Source organism: Phaeobacter italicus, assembly GCF_001258055.1.
GTDB lineage: Bacteria > Pseudomonadota > Alphaproteobacteria > Rhodobacterales > Rhodobacteraceae > Phaeobacter > Phaeobacter italicus.
In genome coordinates this window covers 20,505-41,881 of the sequence record NZ_CVRM01000010.1, presented here as the reverse complement: position 1 = coordinate 41,881, position 21,377 = coordinate 20,505, and the positions used below count along the sequence as shown (strand labels likewise).

The window sequence follows — 21,377 nt, the reverse complement described above, 5'->3', positions numbered from 1 at the left end:
GAAGACTTGAAGAACTCAAAGCCGACCTTTGTTTGGCGCCGATTAATGACCGATAGGGGCCGATCGCGCCCTGGTTGGGGTTCGGCGGTCTCGGTTTTGCAAAGGGCGCTATCTGCGCAAAGCAGTCGTCGGGTATTGGCCAGGTTGCAGCTGCAGCGAACAGCAGCAAGGTCCGCGTTTCTAACATTCGAAGCTAGCCGCCAGACACGCGCAGCACTACACGTCTGACCGTCTCCCTCGCTTCTTCCATAGTCTCTTCCCGCTCACTCTCTGCGGGGATCACCCAGGTCGCCCACTTCCAAGGTTTGGCATTTTTGTATGGGAAATCGTTGAAGTAAATTCGCCCCACCTCGCGGCAATCCCAGATGATAACCCAATCATCTTTGAGAACTTCGCCGCCGATATCTGTTCTTTTCATTGTCCATATGTCAAGAACGGATGGCGAACATTTGAACGATGTCAATCGTTTTGTCCGCCAGATTTCGGGGTTGGTTGGGTGGCGAAAAAGTTGGAAATGCCTCTTGTAAGTGATTGATTTCTTATCAGTGCTAGTCTTGGAGAAGTCTTGGGTAAGGCTCAGATTTCAAAATGAAAACGGTAGTCCTTCAGGGATCGCCAGTTTTCACCACGTTTACCTGATCCGCTGCCTGCGGATGTGGGGATGGGCAGGGTTTTGTTCTGCCAACGTGGGAACCGTGCCTGCTGCTGCACGTTGGTCTAGGTGACCCGTGGCAGCATTTTTGCTGTCTCAGCCGTCAGAAACAGAACCCGAAAGGATATGTCATGACCAAGCAGCAGCCGAGTTACAAAGTGATCGATGGTCTGAAAGGATCCGAGCAGCATCACCCGCTGAAAAACCGCCCCGGCGAGAAAGGTGATCCCAATCACACCGATCCAGACCACGGCGCCAAGGCCAGCAAAGACGATCAGGACAACACGGACAACAGCGGCGGGGCATAACTGCCCCTCGGCTGTCGGGCGCGAGCTGTCTGTCGCAGGCGCCTGTTCGCCCCGCCGGATGCGACACCGATGATATGGAAAAACGCCCCTGCAACGGGTCCTTCGCGGACAGCCGCAGGGGCGTTTCTCATTCGGCCTTTTGCTGGTCGTCCAGCAGGTTCTCGCCGCCATCAAGACCTTCGCGTTCTCGTTCTGCAGCCTCCGCGATGTCGGGCTCTGCTCTGGATGGGTCGGCCGCAACCGGCAGCTCTGTCGGGGCGGTCTTCTGCGCGCGCGTGGGCGGTGCCGGTGGTCCCTCTGGCACAGCGGGTGCCGCACCCCCATCAAGACGCACCCGGTAAATGGGTTCCGGAAGGCCAAAGCCCGCAGTTTCCAGAGCAATCTTGGTGGCCCGGATCGCCTCGCCGCGGGCCTTGGCAAAGTTCACGTCGGTCTGATCAACCCAGCCCGTGAAGGTCAGGATCACGTTGGAATCCCCCACTTCGCTGATCCAGGCGCCGACTTCTGGCTCTTTCAGGACGAAGGGTTGGGCCTCTAGCGCGGTCACCGCTGTCGACAGGGCGGCGGCCAGATCGGCGTCTGCATCCACCCCCAGATCAAAGCCAAAACGGCGGCGCGGGTCGCGGGTGAAATTCACGATCCGGCCCTTGAAGACGGTGGCGTTGGGAATGCGGATATGATTGCCCTCTGGGGAAATCAAAATCGTCGCACGAGAGGTCAGCCGGGCCACGGTGCCCTGATCGCCGCCGATGTCAACAAAGTCATTTGGCCGAAACGGTTGGCGCAGGCTGAGCAGGATTGAGGCGATGAAGTTCTCAACCGTGTCGCGCACGGCAAAGCCAAGCGCGAGCCCCACGACACCGGCGGCCCCCAGAACCGCGCCGATCAAGGCGGTTGCGTTCAGGATATCAAGGGCAAGGACCAGCCCAACCAGAACGAACAGCACCCGCGCCACCGCCCTGTAGACATCCGCGATAAAGGCGTTGGGGGCCAGTCTGCTCCAGATCCCGATCTTGGAGATCAAGACCCAGCCTCCGGCTGCGATCACCAGAAAGGCGGTCATGGCGACCAGAAAAATCGGCACATTCGCCAACAGGTTTCGCGTCCGGCTCGCGATCCGCTCCCAGGCGGGGGCGAGCCGTTCCTCTAGAGTGCCGCTGATTTCTGTTTCATTTTCAATGGCAACCACTCCGGTGACCCGGTTGATGATCTGGGTCAGCCGTTCCTGCGCGGCGTTGTCGATTACCTGACCGGTGACGCGCACCACGCCTTCTGAGACAGAGACTGTGACACCGTTGTAGCCGTCAATTTCGGCAAGCAGATTCCTGATGCGGCTCAGGATCTCGCCATCGCGCACGGCCTCTGCGCCGACTTCGATCTGCCCGTCGGTCTGAACCGGGCCATCTGCGGATTGGGCAAGGGTCTGGTCTGCAAAAAGGCCGACACATGCGGCGACGAATAGGGCGCAAACCATGCGCAACATCACCTCTGCCACCGTGGCAGGGGCAGCGGCTCCTGCTGGTTCTGATGTTTGTGTCAACTCTTGCTCCCTTTGGTATCTGCGCCTTGAAATGCTGTTACCCCTGACCTCAGAAGCTGCTGGCGTCATTGTTTGAAAATCAGATCGGGCGAGCGGCCCGCTCATGCCCTGAGGAGATAAGCCCATATGGCCTGTCGGCAAGCGCGGGCAGGGTGTTCACATGGCGTTTCATTGCAGCCTTTGAACAGCGGGCGTGCGGATCAATGGGCAACTATTTTCCTGCCGACCGGAACGAAACGGGTGATCTGCGCATTGAGGTTTCAGTAGCGTAAAGGGAGAATACCATGCATCGCATCATCTATCTCGTTGGCCTGGTCGTGATCGTTCTGGCAATCGTCAACTTCGTCCTGTGACATGGGCGAGGGGGACAGCGCTTCGGCAGAGGTGCCGGAGCGTGCAGAGAGGTTAGGCCCGGTTGTCGGCGCCAGCCAGATCGTTGGCGCCGCTATCGTCATTCTGGCATTGCTTGCTGTTCTTGCAGCGCTTGCCATTGGGCGCGCATTTGCGGTGCCGGTAATCCTCGCGTTTCTGTTGTCCCTTGTTTTCAGTGGACCCTGCCGCTGGCTGCGGCGCAAGGGCATCCCCGAGGCCGTCACAGCGGCGGCAATTGTTCTGAGCCTCGTCGCCGGTTTGACAGCCTCGACCGCGATATTGGCCATTCCCGCATCGGAGTGGATCGAAGACGCACCGCGTGTGGCCCAGCAGGTTGAACGCAAACTCAAAGACATCTCTGGTGTTGCGGCAGCCGTGGCAGAGGCTGACAGGCGCATCGAAGAGGCAACAACAGGTGCCGCAGATGGTGCCGAAGACCCTGTCGAAGTCGTCATCGAAGACACGAGCGGTCCGCTGACAACGGTTGCGGTGGGGGCGCCCATGATTGTTGCGCAGACGCTCTTTGTTCTTATCCTCACCTTTTTCATGCTGGCCTCCGGAAACCTGTTCTATGAACGGCTGGTCAGCGTCCTGCCGCGCTTTGCTGACAAGAAGCGGGCCATCCAGATCGCCTATGACGTAGAGCGGGAGGTGTCGCGTTACCTCTTGGCGATTACCTGCGTGAACGCCGGGTTGGGGGTGATCGTTGGGGTGTCGCTCGGCCTGTTGGGCATGCCCAATCCGCTGGCCTTTGGGCTGTTGGCGTTTGGAATGAACTTTGTGCCCTTTGTCGGGGCGGTCATCGGCGTGATTGTGTCCTTTGGCGTGGCGCTTGTATCGCTGCCGACGCTGTTTGATGCGCTGACAGTGGCCGGTATCTACCTTGCCCTTACTGTGATCGAGGGGCAGGTGGTGACCCCGTGGCTTGTCGGTCGCCACCTCAGCCTCAATACGGTTGTCATTCTGATATCGGTCGCCTTTTGGGCCTGGCTCTGGTCGGTTATGGGAATGATCATGGCCGTGCCGCTTTTGGTGACGTTCCGCGTCCTGTGCAGCCACATTGATGCGCTGAAACCCATCGGAGAGTTCCTGTCAGGGCCGCGACGGTAGCGGTTTTGCAGGTTATGGTGCCCGTGGGCTGGCGTTGATTCAAGGCGGGATGTTCTCGGGGGTGAGCACCTGAACAGTTGAAATCGGCGTCGTGGCCTGCTCGCTGATGAGCCGGTGGTACGACAAAAACGCGTTGAATGCGTGTTTCAGATCCAGTTTCAGATCGTGATGCAGAATGAAATCAAGGCGTCGGGCATCAATCAGATCGCGGTTTTCCTTGTCCAGATCGTGGGCGACAAAAACCTCTGCCCGCAATCCACGATCCTCCAGCGTACGCAGGATAGAGCGATTGCCGCCGCCCATTGAGTATACTGCGCGCAGCTCATCCAGCCCGTCAACAACATCCGAAAGGACCTTGGAGGTGGCGAAATCCACACCGCTGCCACCCTGGACCGAGATGACCTGCAGGTCGGGGCGCAGGGTTGCCAAAGTCTCGCCAAAGGCGTCTGCGCGTTCCTTTTCGCCCAGAAAATCACGATGGCTCCGGGTTGCCAGCACCTGTCCGGAACCGGCGGTCAGCACTCTGGCAATCAGATAGGCCGCGGTGCGCCCGGCGCCGGAGTTGTCGAGCCCGACATAAGCGAGACGATCGCTTTGGCCGATGTCTGTAACCAACGTGACCACCGGGATGCCTGCCGCGGTGGTCTGGGCGATCGCCTCTCGGATCTTGGCCGTATCGCGGGCCTTCAGGCACAGGCCCTGGCTTCCCCGTTTTTGGATCCGGCGAAGCGCGGCGACAACCTCGTCTTCTTCCATGACGTCCTGCAAGAGAAACCGAGGGCGACAGACCGCCGGGCCAATGTCTTGCAAAATTGCCTCTGCGGCTGATTTCACTTCCCGGCTGAAGCGTGCCGGGGCCTCGACCACAAAGTCGAAAAACAACCGTCTGCCGCGCGCAGAAAGCTGGGCTTCCTGCGCTTCCAGCTCTTTGATCGCGGCCTTGACCCGAAGCGCTGTCTGGGGGCTGACATGGGCGCGGGCGTTCAGCACCCGATCCACGGTGGCCGTCCCCAGCCCGGCCTGGCGGGCGATCTCCTTTATGGGAAAGCGATGGGTCATTGATGTGTTTTTGATGTTTTTTCGCCGGCAATTCAACTGCTGCGTCTTTAGTCTTCTTTCAAAACCAGGAGGACCACATGACCAACCACACGGAAACATCTGTTGCCTACTACAATCCGCAGACCTGTGATCTGGGGGAATTCAAGGCGCTCATAGATCAGGAAACCCTGCGAGAGACGGTGCCACATGCAATGGCGGTGGAAAAGAACATCCCGATCTATGACATGAACACCCTGCGCGCGGCCCTTGAGGATGTGTCGACCCGCAGGGCGCTGATGGCGGAATGGGCGCAGGTCTTGCGCAATGGGGCCGGGGTTTTGGTGCTGAAATCGGCCTATGCCGACACCGAGGTGCTGGATCGTGCGACTGCGATTTATGCGGATATCATCGCCCGGGAAAAGGCGGGCACCGGCGGGGGCGGAGATCATTTTGCAGCGGCTGGCGCCAATGATCGGATCTGGAACGCGCTTCAGAAGCTCTGCGAAGCGGCGCCTGATGTTTTCCTTGATTATTTCGCCAATGCCGCAATTGCGGCCGTCTGCGAGGCATGGCTTGGCCCAAACTATCAGATGACGGCGCAGGTCAATCTCGTGCATCCGGGTGGTGCGGCGCAACAGGCGCATCGTGACTATCACCTTGGGTTTCAGACGGCTGAGCTGAGCGCATCTTATCCGGCCCATGTGCACGATGTGTCGCCGATCCTGACGCTACAGGGCGGCATTGCCCATTGTGACATGCCGCAGGAGAGCGGGCCGACCAAGTTGCTGCCATTTTCACAGGCCTATCGACCCGGTTATGCCGCATGGCGTCGTGAAGATTTCCGCGCCCTTTTTGAAGAACGTCACGTGCAGTTGCCGCTTTCCAAGGGCGATGCAGTGTTCTTCAATCCGGCGCTTTTTCATGCCGCAGGGGCCAACACGAGCGCGGATATTCATCGCTTTGTCAATCTGTTGCAGGTGTCATCGGCCTTTGGGCGCGCGATGGAGACCATCGACCGCGACAAGATGTGCAGGTTGGTTTACCCGCAGGCGCTGCGGGCCAAAAAGGCAGGCACGATCAGTGCTGCAGATCTCTCGGCTGGCATTGCGGCAACCGCAGAGGGGTATTCCTTTCCAACCAATCTGGACCGCGATCCGCCAACCAACGGGCTGGCCCCGGAAACGCAGGCTGCATTCTTTGCACGTGCCCTGAGCGAGGGGCTTGCGCCGCAGGAGTTTGATGCGCAGCTCAAGGATATGCGCCGCGTGAAGGAGGCATAGGCGTCCGGAACCACGGCTTGTGCGGTTGTCAGCTGCGATGCCAGCGATACCTAAAGTGGCAAAGGCACGAGGTGGGCACAGATGACGCAAGATAAAGAGGCGCCGCGCGTAGCGGTTATCGGGATGGGGCCGCGCAGCCTTGGCGCGCTGGAGGCGCTTGCCACACGGATGGGGGACGGGGCTGCGCCCTTGCGGGTCGAGACCTTCGACCCGTTTCCCGCCTGTGGGGCAGGGCCGAATTTCGACCCGAGAGAGCTGGCAGTCTGCCGTCTGAACATCCCCATGCGCGATATCGACATTCGCCCGCCCGAGTTTTCGCGTTGCGGCAGTTTTGCCGAGTGGTTGCAGGACAGCCCCGGGCCGGATGTCTTTCCAAGCCGCGCGGATCTTGGCCGCTATCTTGAAGCGCGGCTTGACGATCTGCGGGCGACAGGTCGGCTGGACCTGCACCACAACGCCGCGACGGTGACAGACCTGCAGCAGCGGGATGACGGTTGGATGGTGCGGGTCGGCAGGACCTGGCAGGGCCCATATCAGGAGGTGCTGCTGTCTCTGGGCCAACCGGAGGTAGAGCCAGACGACCAGCTCGCCCAGTGGCAGCGCCATTCTCTGACAGCGGCCGGGGTGTTGGCGCAGGCCTATCCGGCCCGACGGCTTGGCGCGGAAGCGGAGAACTGGGCGGGGCAGCGGGTCGCGATCCGGGGTCTTGCACTGTCGGCCTTTGATGTTCTGCGCGTGCTCACCACGGAACAGGGAGGGTGTTTTGCCGATGGGCGCTATGTGTCCTGCGGGGCAGAGCCGGCGCGCATCCTGCCTTTTTCTCTTGATGGGCTGCCCCCCTATCCCAAACCCGAAACCAAAGAGGTCGATGCCCGCTTTGACCCGCGCGAGGCAGAGACACAGATCTTTGCCGATGCCATTGCTGACGCCGCCTGCGGCAGTCCGGCAAGCGCGCGGACGCGCCTAAGTCGGGCGCTGGAGCCGGTGGTGGCCCGCATCCTGTCGGAGCAGGGCAATCCGGCAGGGGCCGCTGATGTGTCCGCGTGGCTCATGGCAGAATGGCAGGAGCCCGGATCTCAGGAAACGGCATCACCGCACGAGGCGCTGATGCATGGCATCGCAATGGCCGAGGGCTCAGCGGTGCCAACGATCGGCTACGCCATCGGGCAGGTCTGGCGGAAATGGCAGGACGCGCTGCGCAGTGGTTATAATCCTGCCGATACCCCACCTGAAACGGCTGAGGTCATCGTTGCATTCGACGAAGGATTGAAACGCTATTCCTACGGCCCGCCGGTTTCGTCCAGTCGCGAACTGGCCGCGCTGATCGACGCTGGGATTGTCGATCTTGGGCATGCTGTGGATCCCGATGTAAGCCTGACGGATACAGGGTGGGAGCTTGCCACGTCGACTGGCAGAACTGCCGTGGATGTGATGATTGATGCGGTCATGCCGTCACCCGACCTGTCAATTCTGCGGGCGCCTGTGCTGGTGGGGCTGGTCAATGGCGGGTGGCTCTCTCCGTTGACAGAGGCATTGGCTGCAAACACCGGCAAAGACGGGCAGGTGGTCGGACGCGATGGTGGGTCCGTTGCCGGGCTTTGTCTTTTGGGGCGGCTGGCCCTTGGCAGCGTGGTTGCCGCCGACTCGCTGCATGACTGTTTCGGAGAGGCCTCTCACCGTTGGGCCGAGGGTGTGGTTGATCGGCTGGGCCTTTTGCGGGCTGGGCGCTGATCCCCCAACCCGCACCTGTCAGGGGTGCGGCGCCAAAAGGCGGGCACTGTGGGGGTTGTCGATGACCATTTTCCAGTCTCCCCCCGGCTGGCGGTGCAGAACCGCCACGGACAGGCCGGACTGCGTGATCGGCGCGCCTTCCGGAGTGCGCGCGATCATGTCCCAAGGGGCAATGTGGATGGCAAAGTCGCCATTCACGATCACCTCATGGCCTGCAGGATAGCTGAACTCTGGCTGCAGGGCCGCCATGCCCGTGAACATCTGCGCAATCATATCCGCATCAGACACCGGAGCAGCAGGTTCAAACACAACGGTGGCTTGGGGTTCGTAGCTGTTCATGACCGTCGCGATATCGCCTGCCTGAAAGCTGTGTGTCATCGTTTCGATCACCGCCAGTACGGCGCGTTCATCCTGTGTCATGGTCTCTCCTTGTGCGGTTGAAATATGGGGCAGCGTGAAGGCAAGCGCCGTCAGCCACGCAAAAGCGTGTTTCATCGTCTTCTCCTGTTTGTGGTGGGGTTAGGGGGTTGCTTGGGTGCCGGGGTTCACGAGGGCCAGAACCTGCGCGGCATAATCCTTGAGCGGGGCCAGCGGCCCGGTTGCGCGCTGCAATTTGACCGCAACCAATGCCGCCTCGGTGCGTGCCGCCTGCTGGGCGATCTCATCAAACCCGGGGGCCTCTGCAAAGGCAGCTGACGGCACTTCGGGCAGGCGCTGCAGCTTCAGGGCGGCGGGCAGGCGCTTGCGGCAAGAGCAGGGGGCCGTGCGCGCGGCGAGACCGCAATGGCGGGCGGTAAAGGCCTGAACCTGCGCACGTGCCCGCGACAGGCGTTTTCGATAGCTTGCTGGCGCAATCTCCAGGATCTCTGCCGCTTCGCTGTGGTCCAGCTCCAGAATATCGCCAAGCACATAGGCCGCGCGATGGGGCAGATCCAGACACAGCAGCATGGCCATCGTGCATCTCAGGCGCAGTTCGTTCAGCAGGATATGGTCTTCGGGGGCTGCGCTCTGTTCGTCTGCCAGCCCATCCAGCAAATCCCCGCCAAAGGCCTGAAAGGTGAGAGCCGGATCACTGGCGTTGCGTTTGCGCGCGCTCAGCAAATAATTGGTGGCAACCCGGTAGGCCCAGGTTTCAAACCGGCTCTCTTCGCGGAAGGTCGACAATTTCGTGACCAGCCGGATGAGGATTTCCTGCGTCGCGTCCTCTGCTGCGGTGGGGTCGGCCAGCATGCGCAAGGCCAATCTGTAAACCTGTCCCTGAACACCGCGAACAAGGGTTTCCAGTGCTTTGGCGTCTCCGTCCTTGGCGAGGACGATGTCGGATGTGTGGATGCGATCCATGGGTCCGCCTGTTCCTTTTTGTGATCCTGATATTCTATTGGACAGGCGCCGGGCACGAAGTGTGACAGAAAAATCTGGCACGGGGGATGTGCATGCAAATTCCCCCTGCCAAGGCCACCCGATAAGCGGCCAATGGGTGCGCAGGTCGTTCAGCCCTGCGCCTAGCTTTTGAGGGGCAGGGCCAGGACAGATCAGCTCTCTTCCAGGACTTTTCGCGCTACCCGGAAACATTCCAAGGCCTGTGGGACACCGCAATAGATGCCAATCACGTGGATGATTGCCCGGATTTCGTCCTGAGTGACGCCATTGGTCAGCGCGCCGCGGCAGTGGATCTCCCATTCGTGCATTTTTCCAAGGGCCCCGATCATGGACAGGTTCATCATGCTGCGGGTTTTGGCGTCGATCACATCGTCACCCCAGCCAAACCCCCAGCACCAGGCGGTCATCGCCTCCTGAAAGGGGCGGGTGAAATCATCTGCGGCGGCAAGGTTCTTTTCAACGTATTCCGCGCCCAGGGTGGCCTTGCGTTGTTCCAATCCCTTGAGAAAAAGGTCTTCGTCAAATGTGCTCATTGGGTGTCCTTTCAGCCAGATGGCCAGGGGTCGTTTCAGGTGGCAGGGGCGTGTGGGCGCGCCTGTTGGCTGAGCCCGGTTTTCCCTCTGCTTCCTGGTGGGGACCATAACCCGGATTGTCGCTGCTCATGAAAGGAGATTTTTAGTTCAAAGGCCCGCGTTGTGCGTAGGATTTACCCGCCAGGCCCACCAGTTCTGTGGCCCGGTCAGCGGGCGTGTCGAAAAGCGTTTGACCTTCCCCCTGCTGGAAACTGTAACAGGGATGCAAAGAAGGCCGCAGCAGCGGTGCAATAGAACAGGAGGCAAAGGCCGTGAGAACATTGGCATTGGCGGGGGTATTTTCTGCATTGGCAGGTCTGGCATTGGCGCATTCGCCGCTGCGCACAACAACCCCGGCAGATGGGGCTGTGCTGGCCGAGGTTCCGCAGGTTCTGGAGCTGCAGTTCGGCAAGGACATTCGCCTGACGCGGATCACATCAACCCACGCAGGTGCCCATTCCAAGCAGCTCGATCTCAGCACAGAAGCGGGATTTGTGCGCAGCTATGCCCTGCCGTTTGAAGGCATGGGCGCAGGCGACTACGTGATCGAATGGCGCGGGTTGGGCGACGATGGCCATCCGCAAAGCGGCAGCTTTGCCTTCCGCGTGGACTGATATGGCGGGAGGTTGGGCGCTGGCCACGGTGCTGAGCAAATGGGCGCTATATGTCGGAGCGCTCGGGGCTGCGGGCAGTGCTCTCTGTGCGATGGTGTTTTCCCTGCGCATGCCACGGATGCATGTCATTGGGTTCACCCTCCTTGCTGGGGCGGCGGCTGTCATGGGCTTTCTTCTCAAGGGGGTGGCGCTGGCGGGGGATGCGAGCGGCATGGTTGACGGCGAAATGCTGTCCCTGCTGTGGACAACTCAAAGCGGCAGCGCGTTGCGCTGGCAGCTGGGGGGATCTGGGCTGCTCCTTGCTGGTCTGTTCCTGCCCAGGATCGCCGCTATCTTCTGTCTGATCGGCAGCGCTGCGGTGCTGGGCGCGTTTTTGGTGGCGGGCCATGTGGCGGATCACGTGGCGGATCGGGACGGGCTGCTGCTTGTGGTGGTGTTGTTCCTGCACCTGGCGGTGGCTGCGCTGTGGGTCGGGATCTTGACGCCCTTGCGCGGGTTGGCGCGAACCCCTGACACGCACGGCGCTGCGGCAGATCTTGGGGTGCGGTTCGGGCGTTTGGCGTCGATTGCTGTGCCCGCGATGATCTTGGCTGGTGGCGTGATGGCATATGCGCTTGTCGACTCGGTCAACGCGTTTTTCGGAACGGGCTATGGCCGGATGTTGATGGTGAAGCTTGCTGCGGTTGCGGCCCTTTTGGGGCTGGCCGCCCTGAACAAGCTGCGGTTCGTTCCCGCGCTGGAGCGGGGCGATACATCCGCCGGGGACAAGCTGGCGCGCAGCATCGCGTGGGAATGGGGCGCTGTGTTGTTGATCCTTCTTGCTACGGCGCTGCTGACCACCTCGCTGACCATGCCGATGTGAGGCTGACACAACCACAAAACTGAAATGAGGTGAGCAATGGACCGACGCAGTTTTCTGATCTCTTCCGCGGCGCTGGTCGCAATGCCACGGGTCGGGCAGGCCACGGCAGAGCCGCAGGTCTTGCGCGCGATGGGGTTTGAGCAGCAGATTCTGCCAACCGAATTTGCCGGAGCGACGCGAGTTCTTGGCTTTAACGGCTCCACCCCGGGGCCAGAGCTGCGCATCAGGCAGGGCCGGCAGTTTGACATCCGCCTGCAGAATGATCTGGACATGGGGGCGGCGGTGCACTGGCATGGCATCCGGCTTGATAACCGCATGGATGGCGTGCCGGGCATGACCCAGCCGCTGGTCGAGCCGGGCGAGACCTTTGACTACAGCTTTACCCCACCGGATGCCGGAACATATTGGTATCACTCGCATTATCTTTCGCAGGAACAAGTGGCACGGGGCCTTATGGGGGCGCTTGTCATCGAGGAAGAAACGCCCCCTGATGTTGACCATGACATCACCGCCATCCTGAGTGACTGGAAATTTGATCCAGAGGGGCAGCTGATTGATGATTTCGACAACCTGCATGACCGCGCCCATGCCGGACGGATGGGCAATTTTGCCCGTGCGTTTCTGCCGGATGTGACGCTCCAACAGGGGATGCGGATCCGGCTACGGCTCATCAATGCGGCAGTTGACAGGATTTTCCCGGTCATTCTGAAGGGGCTGTCCGGCCAGGTCGTCGCGCTTGACGGCATGCCTTTGGCGCAGCCACGTGAGATGGGTATGCCGGTTCTGGCACCTGCGCAGCGCGTGGATGTGATTGCGGATGTGACCGGACCTGTGTCGCTGGAAATGGATCACCGCGCCGGAGCCTATCCGCTGGGGGCGATCGCGGTAGAGGGGGCAGTGACGCCGCGCACGGCGGCCATTTCCCCGCTGCCTGCCAACAGGATCCCGCCTGCAGCAAAGACAGCGGCCCAGCATCTGACACTGACCATGCAGGGCGGTGCGATGGGCCGGGGGCATGGGGGCGAGGGTATCTGGGCCTTCAACGATATCTCCGGCATGCAAGAGGCGCCCTTTGCCCGTTTCAGCCGAGGCGAGACCGCGCGCATCAGCATCGTGAACGACACGCGCTGGCCGCATGGAATTCACCTGCACGGCCATCACTTTCACGAGCTGGATGAGACAGGGGCACTCGGCGATTTCCGCGACACGACGCTCGTCAACCCTGGTGAGAGCCGCGATATCCTTTGCGTATTCAACAACCCCGGAAAATGGATGCTGCATTGTCATATGCTCAGCCATCAGGCCAGCGGCATGATGAGCTGGGTCGAGGTCGCCTGACACACAGATCTCGCGGAGGCCCCGCATTTTCGGTGACTGGCCATGGCGCGGCCTTTGGTGCAAGACAGCATCAAACGCTTTGCACCACCGAAGTCAGACAGGGGCCACCGTGCAGCAACGAAACGGCACATTCCAATTCTCGGCAACCGACCTGATGCAGTTTGCGGCCTGCAGCCACGCAACTGCGTTGGACCGTTCGCATGTGTTGGGGCAGGGGCCTGCTCCACGGCCGCAGGGGGAAGACGCCACGCTCCTGCAGGCACAGGGAGAGGTTCATGAGCAGGGCTATCTCGACAGGCTGCGTGCGGATGGTCGCACCGTCACAGAAATCGCTCGCGACGATGGGCTGAGTACTGCGTCGGTGGCCACGTTTGAGGCGATGCAGGCCGGGGCGGACGTGATCTATCAGGCCGCCCTTGCTGGTACCGGTCCGGCTGCGGCCTGGGGGGGATGGGCCGATTTTCTGGAGCGGGTGGAGCGACCCTCTGCGCTGGGGGCCTATTCCTACGAGGTGGTCGATACCAAACTGCGTCAGCGCCCGGATCCCAAACATCTGTTGCAGCTTGTGCTCTATTCTGACCTGCTGGCTGATGTGCAGGGGCAGATGCCAGAGCGTGCCCATGTCGAACTGGGCTCTGGTGTGCGGGTGGGTTTTGATCTGGCGCAGTATGCAGCCTATGCGCGCCGTATGCGGCGCCGCTTTCAGGACTTTGTGCAAACACCGCAACAGACCCGCCCGATCCCTTGTAGCGCCTGTGATCTCTGCCAGTGGCAGGACCATTGCACCCAAGCGTGGCAAGACGGCGACAGCCTGTTCAATGTTGCAAACATCACCCGTCAGCAGGTCCAGAAGCTGGAAGCCGCAGGAACAGAGACCTTGGCCGCTTTGGCGGCATTGGGCGCGGAGGATCGGCCCCGCGGCCTGTCAGAACAGAGCTTTGAGCGGTTGCGTCTGCAGGCGCGTCACCAAGAGGCTCGAAAATCAGCAGCCCCCAGCTATGAACTGCGCCCGCCACAACCCGGCAGGGGGTTTGACCTGCTGCCCAAGCCGCAACCGGGTGATGTGTTCTACGATATCGAAGGGGATCCGCATTTTGACGGTGGGCTCGAATATCTGCATGGCATCTGGCACGACACCGACCGCTTTACGGCCTTTTGGGCGCATGACCACGACGACGAAAGACAGGCGCTGATTGATCTGTTCGATTGGCTACGCGATCGGCTGGAGACCTATCCGACTGCGCGGATCTATCACTATGCGCCGTATGAAGTGACCGCGCTCAAACGGTTGACCACCAAATATGGTGTTGGAGAGCCGTTTCTCGACCGGCTGCTGCGCGAGCGGCGGTTTGTCGATCTTTATGCGGTGGTGCGCGGCGGGGTGATCGCGGCCGTTCCCAACTATTCGATCAAATCGCTTGAGGTGTTTTACGGCATCAGCCGGGAAGGTGATGTGACGACGGCTGGCGGGTCTGTCGTCGCCTATGAGCGCTGGCGCGAAACCGGCGCGCAGGTCATCCTGGATGAAATCGAAGATTACAACCGCATCGATTGCGAGAGCACCGAACGATTGCGCGACTGGCTGGTGTCGATCCGACCGGATCAGCCCTGGCCCAGCATCGACGAAGACAAGCGCGCGCAGGAAGACGAAGAGGATGCCGCAGATCAGGCGTTGCAGGCGCGGCTCGCCTCCGCTGATCTGGATCCGGATCGTCGCCAGCTATTGCTGGATCTTGCGCGGTTTTATGCGCGCGAAGCCAAGCCCGCCTGGTGGGCGCTGTTTGAAAGCTACGCCAAGGAAGAAGAAGAGCTGATCGACAGCCTGGACGGGCTGGGAGGGCTGTCTGCGGTGGGTGATCGGGTGGCGGTCAAGCGCTCTCAGGAACAGACCTATCGGTTTCCGGACCAGGACACGAAAATCCGCGCCTCCAAACGTGCCAATGTCACAGCGCCCCTGCCGGATGGCGGGACGGCCAGCCTGATGGTGACCCGGCTTGATCGGCGCGCGCGCGAAGTGACGGTGCGGGCCGGGCCCAGCAAGCTGGCCGCGCTGGACGGGCTTCAGGCCCTGCATCCGACGGGACCGCTGGACACCAAGGTGCTGCAGGCGGCCGTCATGGCCGCAATCGACGATCAATGCGGTGCCCGCAGCATGGGTGCTGTTGATGATCTCTTGTCGCGCCGTGCACCGCGTTTGCGCAGACCCCGTGAAGGCGACATTCTGGAGGGTCTTGATGCCGTGGCTGGCACCATTGCGGCGGTGCGGGATCTTGATTGTTCGGTCCTGCCGGTGCAGGGGCCTCCCGGGACTGGAAAGACCTATGTGACGGCGCGGGCCATTCTCGCGTTGTTGCGAGAGGGCAAGCGGATCGGTGTCGCCTCCAACAGCCACGAAGCGGTCAAAAACGTGCTTCTTGGTGTGCTGGAGGCGCTCGCGCCCGAGGATCCTGATATCGAAATCCTCCACAAGCTGTCGGATGACATCTATCCCGATGACTGCCCGATCGCGCGCGTCACTGACAATGGGCGGGCCGAGGAGGGGCTGCATCTGGTCGGGGGCACCGTGTTCTTTTTCGCCCGCGAGGCGAACCGTCAGCGGTTTGACTATATCTTTGTGGATGAGGCGGGGCAGGTGGGGCTGGCCAACCTTGTGGCCATTGCCACGGCTGCACGCAATCTGGTGCTGGTGGGAGATCCCCAGCAACTGCCGCAGGTCATTCAGGGGTCGCATCCGGCTCCGCTGGATTTGTCGGGGTTGGAGTATCTGTTGAATGGCGCCCCAACCATCCCGCCGGACGCAGGCGTGTTTCTGGATGTGTCGCGCCGGATGCACCCGGACATTTGCGGTTTTCTGTCGCGCTATATCTATGACGGGCGGCTGCGCAGCTTTGGCCCTTGCGCGACCCTCGCTGTTGACGCCGCAGGTCTGCCGCCCGCCGGTGCACATCTGGTGGCCTGCCCGCATCAGGGCAACAGTCAAATGGCCGAGGCGGAAATCCATGCCATCTGCGCGACGATTGACCGCCTGATGGGTGCGCATTGGACCAGCAAGGAGGGGGACACCCGCCCCCTGACGGCTGCGGATATCATCGTGGTTGCGCCGTATAACCTGCAGGTCAACGCGCTCCGCCAGGCGGTGCCAGACGGCGTGCGGGTGGGAACTGTCGACAAGTTTCAAGGCCAGGAAGCAGCGGTTTGCCTGGTCTCCATGACGTCTTCCTCCGGTGAGGAAATGCCGCGCGGGATGGAATTTCTGTTGTCGGCGAACCGGCTAAACGTGGCGCTGTCGCGGGCCAAGGCGCTGGCGCTGGTTTTTGCATCACCCCGCCTGCTGGAAGCGGAGTGCCACACGGTCGAAGACATGGCGCGGGTCAATCTGCTGTGTGCGCTGGCAGAACAGGGCGCAGGCGCGGATAATGCGCCCAGCTGAAAACGCCTGCCCCGCGAAGGGGCAGGCATGGCATCTATCAGAAATCTTGCCACTTGTCGTTGGCGCGCATTGGCTCTGCCTCGGCAGGGCTTGCGTGGATCAGCACCGGTTGGGTCGGCGCCCCTGCGGGCCGAGGCGTGGCATCGGCGGTGGCAGCCTGCGTCGCACCCGGCACCGGATCGGTCTTGAAGGTGCTCATCAGTTCCGCCAGGCGCTGGGCGTCACTGCGCAGCAGGTGGCTGGCGGCGGTGGTTTCTTCGACCATGGCCGCATTGTCCTGCGTCACCTTATCCAGTTGGGACACACCAGTGTTGATCTCGCCAAGGGCGGTCGCCTGTTCCTCGGCTGACTGGGCGATCTCGGACACCAGGCCGGAGATATTGGCAACCTGAGCCACGATGTTTTCCAGTGCGCCTCCTGTGCGCCCCACCAGATCAACGCCGCGATCCACATGATGGCTGCTTTTTTCGATTAGGCCCTTGATCTCAAGCGCGGCGTCAGAGGCGCGTTGCGCAAGCGCGCGCACCTCGCTTGCCACCACCGCAAACCCCTTGCCTGCTTCGCCTGCACGCGCGGCTTCGACCCCTGCGTTCAGGGCGAGCAGATTGGTCTGAAAGGCGATGTCGTCGATCACGCTGATAATCTGCGCGATATGCTTGGAGCTGTCTTCGATCGCGGTCATGGCCTTGATCGTCTCCCCCACAACCTCTCCGCTTTTTTCAGCGTCACTCTTGGCTTCGTTGGCGGCGGCTTCGGCGGCACGCACATTGGCAGAGGCCGAGCGGACGCTGGTGGTGATCTCTTCCAGAGCGGCGGCGGTTTCTTCCAGCGTGGCGGCCTGGCTTTCGGTCCGGCTGGACAGATCCTCTGCGGCGCTGCTGATTTCGTTGCTGCCCTGACGGATGCTGCTGCCTGCACCCGAGACCTGCGAGATCACCCGGTTGAGATCAGCCATGGCGTCGTTGATTGCGTTGCGCAACTCTGCGTGCTCTTCGGGGAAAAGCTGTGTGACCTTGTTGCGGAAATCCCCCTGAGCCAGCCCCATCAGCGCGTTGCTGAGCAGTTCGACAACCTGGGCGTTTGCCTTTTGCGTGGCGGCCTCTCGGGCCTGTGCGGCGGCTCCGGCTTGCAGGCGTTGCTTGAGATCTTCAAGGGTTTGCGCCGTCAGGCCGATTTCGTCCTTGCTGTCGGTGCCGTGGATCTCGACTTCATAATTTTCTACGGCGATTTCACGGGTGTCGGCCGCCAGGCGGATGAACCGTCCAGCGATCCAGCGCCCCACCATTGCAGCGGTCACTGCCAGCGCAAGCGTGGTCAGGATCAACCCGACGGTGGCAACCACGCGCAGGTATTGATTGGCGGCCAGCGCCTCTGCGGCGTCGATTTCCAGCACGAGGCCCCAGCGATCACCGCGGCTGGTGTCGACGGCACTGGTTGCAGCCACAACTGGCGCGCCGTTGAGCCCCGTGGTGTCTGTGAAATACTCTGCCCTACCTTGCAGCGCAGCCTCAATCTGGGGTGTCATCTTGCCAGAGGCTTCCTTGTCTGCCGCCTGGGTCAATGTACTGGTTCCGGTTGCCGATTGCGACAGAACCTGGCCGTCTGCTCCGGTCAGGAACACCCGCCCGGTTTCCCCCAGCAGCGCGGAATCCGACAGGATGGCGCTGATTTCGTCGAACGGCACCTGAAGGGCAATCACACCAAGCTGGCGGCTGCCCTCAAAGACCGGTTTGGCAACAAAAACCGCAGGTGCGCCGCCGCTTGGCGCATAGGGGGCGATGTCGGTCATATAGATCTGATCAGCCTGCAGATCGCGCGCCCGGCGGTAGGCATCGCCCAGGCCGGAGCTGGCAAGCGGGCCATCGACAAAGTTGCGGCCAAAATCGTCTTCCTTGAATACGGAATAGATCAGATTGCCGCGCGTATCGAAGAGGAACAGATCGTAATAGCCATGTACGGCTTGGAATTTGTGCAGGCCGGGGTGGTGGCTCGCGTGGGTCGCGCTCCATCCGGAGCCATCGCCCGCGTCAGTCAGCTTGTCCTTCTGCCCGGCAGGGTTGGGGTTGTCAGCGACATAGAGCTTGCGCAGCGCGTCCGAGGCCGTGGCGCCCATGACCACCCAACTGGTTGAAAATTCCTTGACTGCCTGCTGGACGGCGCGGTTTTCCGCCATCACACGCAGATCATCCTCGATCGTGCCAAGCCAATGTTCCAGTGCACTGGCCCGTTCGCGCGCGAGGGTGGAATACACCGCCTCGTTGCGTTGATTGAGAATATTCGTGAATTGCCAGACAAGTGTCAGCCCGGCAATGGATACAAACAGAACAATAGGTAAGGTAATCGCCAAGGGCAGTTTCTTGGCGAGTTTCATGTCCCGAAACAGCGTCATCTTTCTCTCCGGTAGAGATCATGTGGTTGAGGAGCACCGGATTGGCGCAATCAACTCAAGGTAGATCAAAAAAGATGAGAGAAGCTTAACGTCTTTGAAGAAATGTCCGCGAAATGCAACTTTCGCAATTCATTTCCTGTGGGAGCACACAACAATGTTGATCATAGGTTGCAGCGCGTGCGCTCTCAATGTGTGAAAAAACAGGATGTTATCTGTTTGTATATGCGCGATCCGAAAAACTCCTCTGGAGAGAAAACGGATTTCCGGATAGCGCATATTTCGCCCAGTAGATGAGTTGTCTGGGGATCTCCAGCCTTCCCTTGCGGCAATTTACGCCGAAGTTTCTAGCCTTGTTTGGGTCCAATGGCGGTCTTTAGCGCGTGGTACGATGCCTTGGGCGTGCGCGCCAATGTGTCGAAATCAACATGGATCAGACCAAACCGTTTTTCATAACCCAGCGCCCATTCATAATTGTCCAAGAGCGACCATAGAAAGTAGCCCTGAACCGGGGCGCCATCGGCGATGGCGCGGCGCACGGCGTCCAGATGAGCGTCCACAAAGGCAATGCGTGCTGGATCGTCGACGCCACCGCCCGCAGCCACAACATCGGCATTTGCCATCCCGTTTTCGGTCACAATGAGCGGCAGATCCCTAGTATAGTCCCGTGCCGTGCGGATGAGAAAATCATAGAGCCCCTGCGGGTAGATCTCCCAATCCATCTGCGTTTTGGGCAGAGGGCCGTCCACTTCGGCGTATTGTGGCCAGGGGCCAGCATCCGGGGCAATCAGCTTGCGGGTGTAATAGTTGATCCCGCACCAGTCGACGGGGGCGGTGATGGTGGCGAAATCATCCTGCCACCCCTGGGGTAGATGCGGCTCCAGCCCTTCCAGGGCAAGGTCCGGATAGCGGCCCTGAAACGCGCCCCCCAGAAAGAACCCGTTATAGATGGCATCATAACGCTCAGCCGCCAATTTCGCGGCGTCACTGTTATCAGCAGGCGTCGCCCATTCCAGATTGAACACGCCGCCGAGGTTGTCCATGCCGAGATCGCGCATCACCTGAATGGCAGTGCCATGCGCCACCATCACGTGATGCATGGCCCGTGCGGTGGCACGGATGTCGCGCAGGCCGGGCGCGTGATGGCCAAGGAAATGGGACAGCCAGCCCACGCACCAGGGTTCGTTGATGGGGGCGGCGGAATACATCCGGTCGCCAATCCGGCTCATGATGACATGCGTGTAGTCGCCAAACCACTTGGCGATATCGCCATTGCGCCAGCCGCCCATATCCGCCAGCGCCTGCGGCAATTCCCAATGATAGAGCGTCACACAGGGTTTTAGCCCGCGTTCCAGCATTGCGTCTGTTAGCCGGTCGTAGAAATCCAGCCCCTCAGGGTTCGGTGTGCCGCGACCCTCTGGCAGGACCCGTGCCCAGCTGGTGGAAAAGCGGTAGCAGTCAAACCCTGCGTTTGCCGCCAGATCCAGATCCTCGCCGTAGCGGTGGTAGTGGTCGCAGGCCCGCTGGCCGTGTTCTGCGCGCACAACATTGCCCGGGGTCGCGGCGAAACTGTCCCAATGGGTCGGCCCCGCGCCGCCGAACCCGTGGCCTTCGATCTGATAGGCCGAGGTGGCGGTGCCAAACAGAAATCCTTTGGGAAAATCAGAGCGAGAGTTTCGGAACATTGGATGGGGCTCCTAAAGGGCGATATCAGCGCAGAGACGGGGCAGGCCCGGTAGAGCGGCCAACGGTCAGCTGCGCCTCCAGCAGCCGCGTGGGCAGGGGCTTGCCGGGGTTGCGGATCTGATCCAGCAGCAGATTGGCCAGTTGGCGGCCTGCCTCTTGCACGGAGGAGACGGTGGCGGTGAATTGGGGTACCTCATCGCCGTTGCGCAGGTATGAAAGGTCATCGTCATGGGTGATCACAGAGATCTCGCGGCCCATCTGGCGTCCTGAATCCTCGATTGCGCGGCGCACACCCATCGCCGGGATGATCGAGGAGACGAGATAGGCGGTGGGCGGATCCTCCATCGCTTGCGTGGCAACAACGGTGCGGTAGCCATAGCTCTCCGTCATTTCCTCGGCGAACATGAGAGCGGGGTCCAGCGGCAGTCCGGCCGCCTGCAGGGCATAGGCATAGCCCGCCCGCCGACGCCAGGCAAAATCCATGCTCTCCAGACCGTTGACCAGGCAAATGCGGCGATGGCCCAGATCAATCAGGAACCGGGTTGCCCGTTCAAAGGCGCTCTTGTTGTTCACGTCCAGCCAGCAGTAATCGCCCACAACGTCCGAGGCGCGGCCATGCACTGCAAAGGGCAGGCCAATCTCTCGCAACAGCCCGATCCGGGGGTCTGACATGCGGGGGGCATGCAGGACGATGCCGTCAACATTCCGCTTGGAGGCCATTTCGCGATAGGCCTTCTCTTGTTTGCTGTCCTCAACCAGCGACAGCACCATATCATAGCCGGCAGCGGCGTAGCTTTCGCCGGCACCCGCGATAAAGTCGCCGAAAATCGGGTTCACCATCTCGTGTTGGGACGACAGCGGGATCACGTGCCCAATGGCCATCGCGCGCCCTGTGGCCAGTGCCTTGGCGCGGGTGTTGGGGCGGTAGTTGTGCTGCTCTGCGGCGGCTGCGACGCGCTTGCGGGTTGCCTCGCTCACCTCCGGAAAGCCGTTGAGCGCGCGGCTCACTGTCGTCTGCGACAGGTTCAAATATGCGGCCAGTTCCTTCAGGTTCATTGATGGAAAACTCCAAAGCGCT

General features: G+C 61.1%; 17 protein-coding genes. 8 read left to right on the top strand and 9 right to left on the bottom strand.

Annotated features, from left to right (window positions below; translation table 11 throughout):
* Positions 1 to 193: 193 nt before the first annotated feature.
* Positions 194 to 418 (bottom strand): hypothetical protein, encoded by a 225-nt coding sequence (locus NIT7645_RS03290; RefSeq protein WP_050686175.1) that lies wholly within the window; start codon positions 416 to 418, stop codon positions 194 to 196.
* 365 nt (positions 419 to 783) lie between these two features.
* Between NIT7645_RS03290 and NIT7645_RS19465 the strand changes: the two genes are divergently transcribed.
* Positions 784 to 960, top strand: coding sequence for a hypothetical protein (locus NIT7645_RS19465; protein WP_159420183.1), 177 nt, complete (start codon positions 784 to 786; stop codon positions 958 to 960).
* A 127-nt stretch (positions 961 to 1,087) separates the two neighbouring features.
* Here the strand turns inward: NIT7645_RS19465 and NIT7645_RS03285 are convergent, their stop codons facing one another.
* Positions 1,088 to 2,500, bottom strand: a complete 1,413-nt coding sequence (locus NIT7645_RS03285; protein ID WP_242656167.1) for a mechanosensitive ion channel domain-containing protein — start codon at positions 2,498 to 2,500, stop codon at positions 1,088 to 1,090.
* A 354-nt stretch (positions 2,501 to 2,854) separates the two neighbouring features.
* On the opposite strand from NIT7645_RS03285, the gene NIT7645_RS03280 reads away from it, so the two are divergent.
* Positions 2,855 to 3,982 carry an AI-2E family transporter gene (locus NIT7645_RS03280; protein ID WP_008562141.1) on the top strand — a complete coding sequence of 376 codons (1,128 nt, stop codon included), beginning with the start codon at positions 2,855 to 2,857 and terminating at the stop codon, positions 3,980 to 3,982.
* A gap of 39 nt (positions 3,983 to 4,021) precedes the next feature.
* Here NIT7645_RS03280 and NIT7645_RS03275 read toward each other — a convergent pair whose 3' ends face one another.
* Positions 4,022 to 5,041, bottom strand: a complete 1,020-nt coding sequence (locus NIT7645_RS03275) for a LacI family DNA-binding transcriptional regulator (RefSeq protein WP_008561094.1) — start codon at positions 5,039 to 5,041, stop codon at positions 4,022 to 4,024.
* Positions 5,042 to 5,118: 77 nt separating this feature from the next.
* Here NIT7645_RS03275 and NIT7645_RS03270 point away from each other — a divergent pair, with 77 nt between their 5' ends.
* Together NIT7645_RS03270 and NIT7645_RS03265 are read left to right on the top strand one after the other, a co-directional pair.
* Complete coding sequence (locus NIT7645_RS03270) at positions 5,119 to 6,300, top strand: phytanoyl-CoA dioxygenase family protein (RefSeq protein ID WP_050686173.1); 1,182 nt, start codon at positions 5,119 to 5,121, stop codon at positions 6,298 to 6,300.
* An 81-nt stretch (positions 6,301 to 6,381) separates the two neighbouring features.
* Positions 6,382 to 8,031 carry an FAD/NAD(P)-binding protein gene (locus tag NIT7645_RS03265; protein ID WP_008561490.1) on the top strand — a complete coding sequence of 550 codons (1,650 nt, stop codon included), beginning with the start codon at positions 6,382 to 6,384 and terminating at the stop codon, positions 8,029 to 8,031.
* An 18-nt stretch (positions 8,032 to 8,049) separates the two neighbouring features.
* On the opposite strand, the gene NIT7645_RS03260 is transcribed toward NIT7645_RS03265, so the two are convergent.
* The 3 genes from NIT7645_RS03260 to NIT7645_RS03250 form a co-directional block, all read right to left on the bottom strand.
* Positions 8,050 to 8,526 carry a YybH family protein gene (locus NIT7645_RS03260; protein WP_008560885.1) on the bottom strand — a complete coding sequence of 159 codons (477 nt, stop codon included), beginning with the start codon at positions 8,524 to 8,526 and terminating at the stop codon, positions 8,050 to 8,052.
* A gap of 24 nt (positions 8,527 to 8,550) precedes the next feature.
* A complete protein-coding gene (locus NIT7645_RS03255; RefSeq protein WP_008558739.1) occupies positions 8,551 to 9,372 on the bottom strand; it encodes an RNA polymerase sigma factor in 822 nt (273 codons plus the stop codon).
* 191 nt (positions 9,373 to 9,563) lie between these two features.
* Positions 9,564 to 9,944: a carboxymuconolactone decarboxylase family protein gene (locus tag NIT7645_RS03250; protein ID WP_008562383.1), complete on the bottom strand. Its 381-nt coding sequence runs from the start codon at positions 9,942 to 9,944 to the stop codon at positions 9,564 to 9,566.
* Between the two features lie 311 nt (positions 9,945 to 10,255).
* Between NIT7645_RS03250 and NIT7645_RS03245 the strand changes: the two genes are divergently transcribed.
* The 4 genes from NIT7645_RS03245 to NIT7645_RS03230 all read left to right on the top strand — a co-directional run bounded on the left by NIT7645_RS03245 (position 10,256) and on the right by NIT7645_RS03230 (position 16,227).
* Complete coding sequence (locus NIT7645_RS03245; protein WP_008561600.1) at positions 10,256 to 10,597, top strand: copper resistance CopC family protein; 342 nt, start codon at positions 10,256 to 10,258, stop codon at positions 10,595 to 10,597.
* Positions 10,554 to 11,459, top strand: a complete 906-nt coding sequence (locus tag NIT7645_RS03240; RefSeq protein WP_110732332.1) for a CopD family protein — start codon at positions 10,554 to 10,556, stop codon at positions 11,457 to 11,459. The genes NIT7645_RS03245 and NIT7645_RS03240 overlap by 44 nt, the downstream gene beginning before the upstream one ends.
* Positions 11,460 to 11,495: 36 nt before the next feature.
* A complete protein-coding gene (locus NIT7645_RS03235) occupies positions 11,496 to 12,797 on the top strand; it encodes a multicopper oxidase family protein (protein WP_008559797.1) in 1,302 nt (433 codons plus the stop codon).
* A gap of 109 nt (positions 12,798 to 12,906) precedes the next feature.
* Complete coding sequence (locus NIT7645_RS03230; protein WP_082204818.1) at positions 12,907 to 16,227, top strand: TM0106 family RecB-like putative nuclease; 3,321 nt, start codon at positions 12,907 to 12,909, stop codon at positions 16,225 to 16,227.
* Between the two features lie 37 nt (positions 16,228 to 16,264).
* Here the strand turns inward: NIT7645_RS03230 and NIT7645_RS03225 are convergent, their stop codons facing one another.
* The 3 genes from NIT7645_RS03225 to NIT7645_RS03215 all read right to left on the bottom strand — a co-directional run bounded on the left by NIT7645_RS03225 (position 16,265) and on the right by NIT7645_RS03215 (position 21,355).
* Positions 16,265 to 18,616, bottom strand: coding sequence for a methyl-accepting chemotaxis protein (locus tag NIT7645_RS03225; protein WP_008560548.1), 2,352 nt, complete (start codon positions 18,614 to 18,616; stop codon positions 16,265 to 16,267).
* A gap of 344 nt (positions 18,617 to 18,960) precedes the next feature.
* Positions 18,961 to 20,298, bottom strand: coding sequence for a GH1 family beta-glucosidase (locus tag NIT7645_RS03220; RefSeq protein ID WP_008560783.1), 1,338 nt, complete (start codon positions 20,296 to 20,298; stop codon positions 18,961 to 18,963).
* A 25-nt stretch (positions 20,299 to 20,323) separates the two neighbouring features.
* Complete coding sequence (locus NIT7645_RS03215; protein WP_050686171.1) at positions 20,324 to 21,355, bottom strand: LacI family DNA-binding transcriptional regulator; 1,032 nt, start codon at positions 21,353 to 21,355, stop codon at positions 20,324 to 20,326.
* Positions 21,356 to 21,377: the final 22 nt, after the last annotated feature.

Coding starts and splice junctions, on each gene's coding strand:
- NIT7645_RS03290 (WP_050686175.1), bottom strand. CDS start 418: ATGAAAAGAACAGATATCGGCGGCGAAGTTCTCAAAGATGATTGGGTT.
- NIT7645_RS19465 (WP_159420183.1), top strand. CDS start 784: ATGACCAAGCAGCAGCCGAGTTACAAAGTGATCGATGGTCTGAAAGGA.
- NIT7645_RS03280 (WP_008562141.1), top strand. CDS start 2,855: ATGGGCGAGGGGGACAGCGCTTCGGCAGAGGTGCCGGAGCGTGCAGAG.
- NIT7645_RS03275 (WP_008561094.1), bottom strand. CDS start 5,041: ATGACCCATCGCTTTCCCATAAAGGAGATCGCCCGCCAGGCCGGGCTG.
- NIT7645_RS03270 (WP_050686173.1), top strand. CDS start 5,119: ATGACCAACCACACGGAAACATCTGTTGCCTACTACAATCCGCAGACC.
- NIT7645_RS03265 (WP_008561490.1), top strand. CDS start 6,382: ATGACGCAAGATAAAGAGGCGCCGCGCGTAGCGGTTATCGGGATGGGG.
- NIT7645_RS03260 (WP_008560885.1), bottom strand. CDS start 8,526: ATGAAACACGCTTTTGCGTGGCTGACGGCGCTTGCCTTCACGCTGCCC.
- NIT7645_RS03255 (WP_008558739.1), bottom strand. CDS start 9,372: ATGGATCGCATCCACACATCCGACATCGTCCTCGCCAAGGACGGAGAC.
- NIT7645_RS03250 (WP_008562383.1), bottom strand. CDS start 9,944: ATGAGCACATTTGACGAAGACCTTTTTCTCAAGGGATTGGAACAACGC.
- NIT7645_RS03240 (WP_110732332.1), top strand. CDS start 10,554: ATGGCCATCCGCAAAGCGGCAGCTTTGCCTTCCGCGTGGACTGATATG.
- NIT7645_RS03235 (WP_008559797.1), top strand. CDS start 11,496: ATGGACCGACGCAGTTTTCTGATCTCTTCCGCGGCGCTGGTCGCAATG.
- NIT7645_RS03225 (WP_008560548.1), bottom strand. CDS start 18,616: ATGACGCTGTTTCGGGACATGAAACTCGCCAAGAAACTGCCCTTGGCG.
- NIT7645_RS03220 (WP_008560783.1), bottom strand. CDS start 20,298: ATGTTCCGAAACTCTCGCTCTGATTTTCCCAAAGGATTTCTGTTTGGC.
- NIT7645_RS03215 (WP_050686171.1), bottom strand. CDS start 21,355: ATGAACCTGAAGGAACTGGCCGCATATTTGAACCTGTCGCAGACGACA.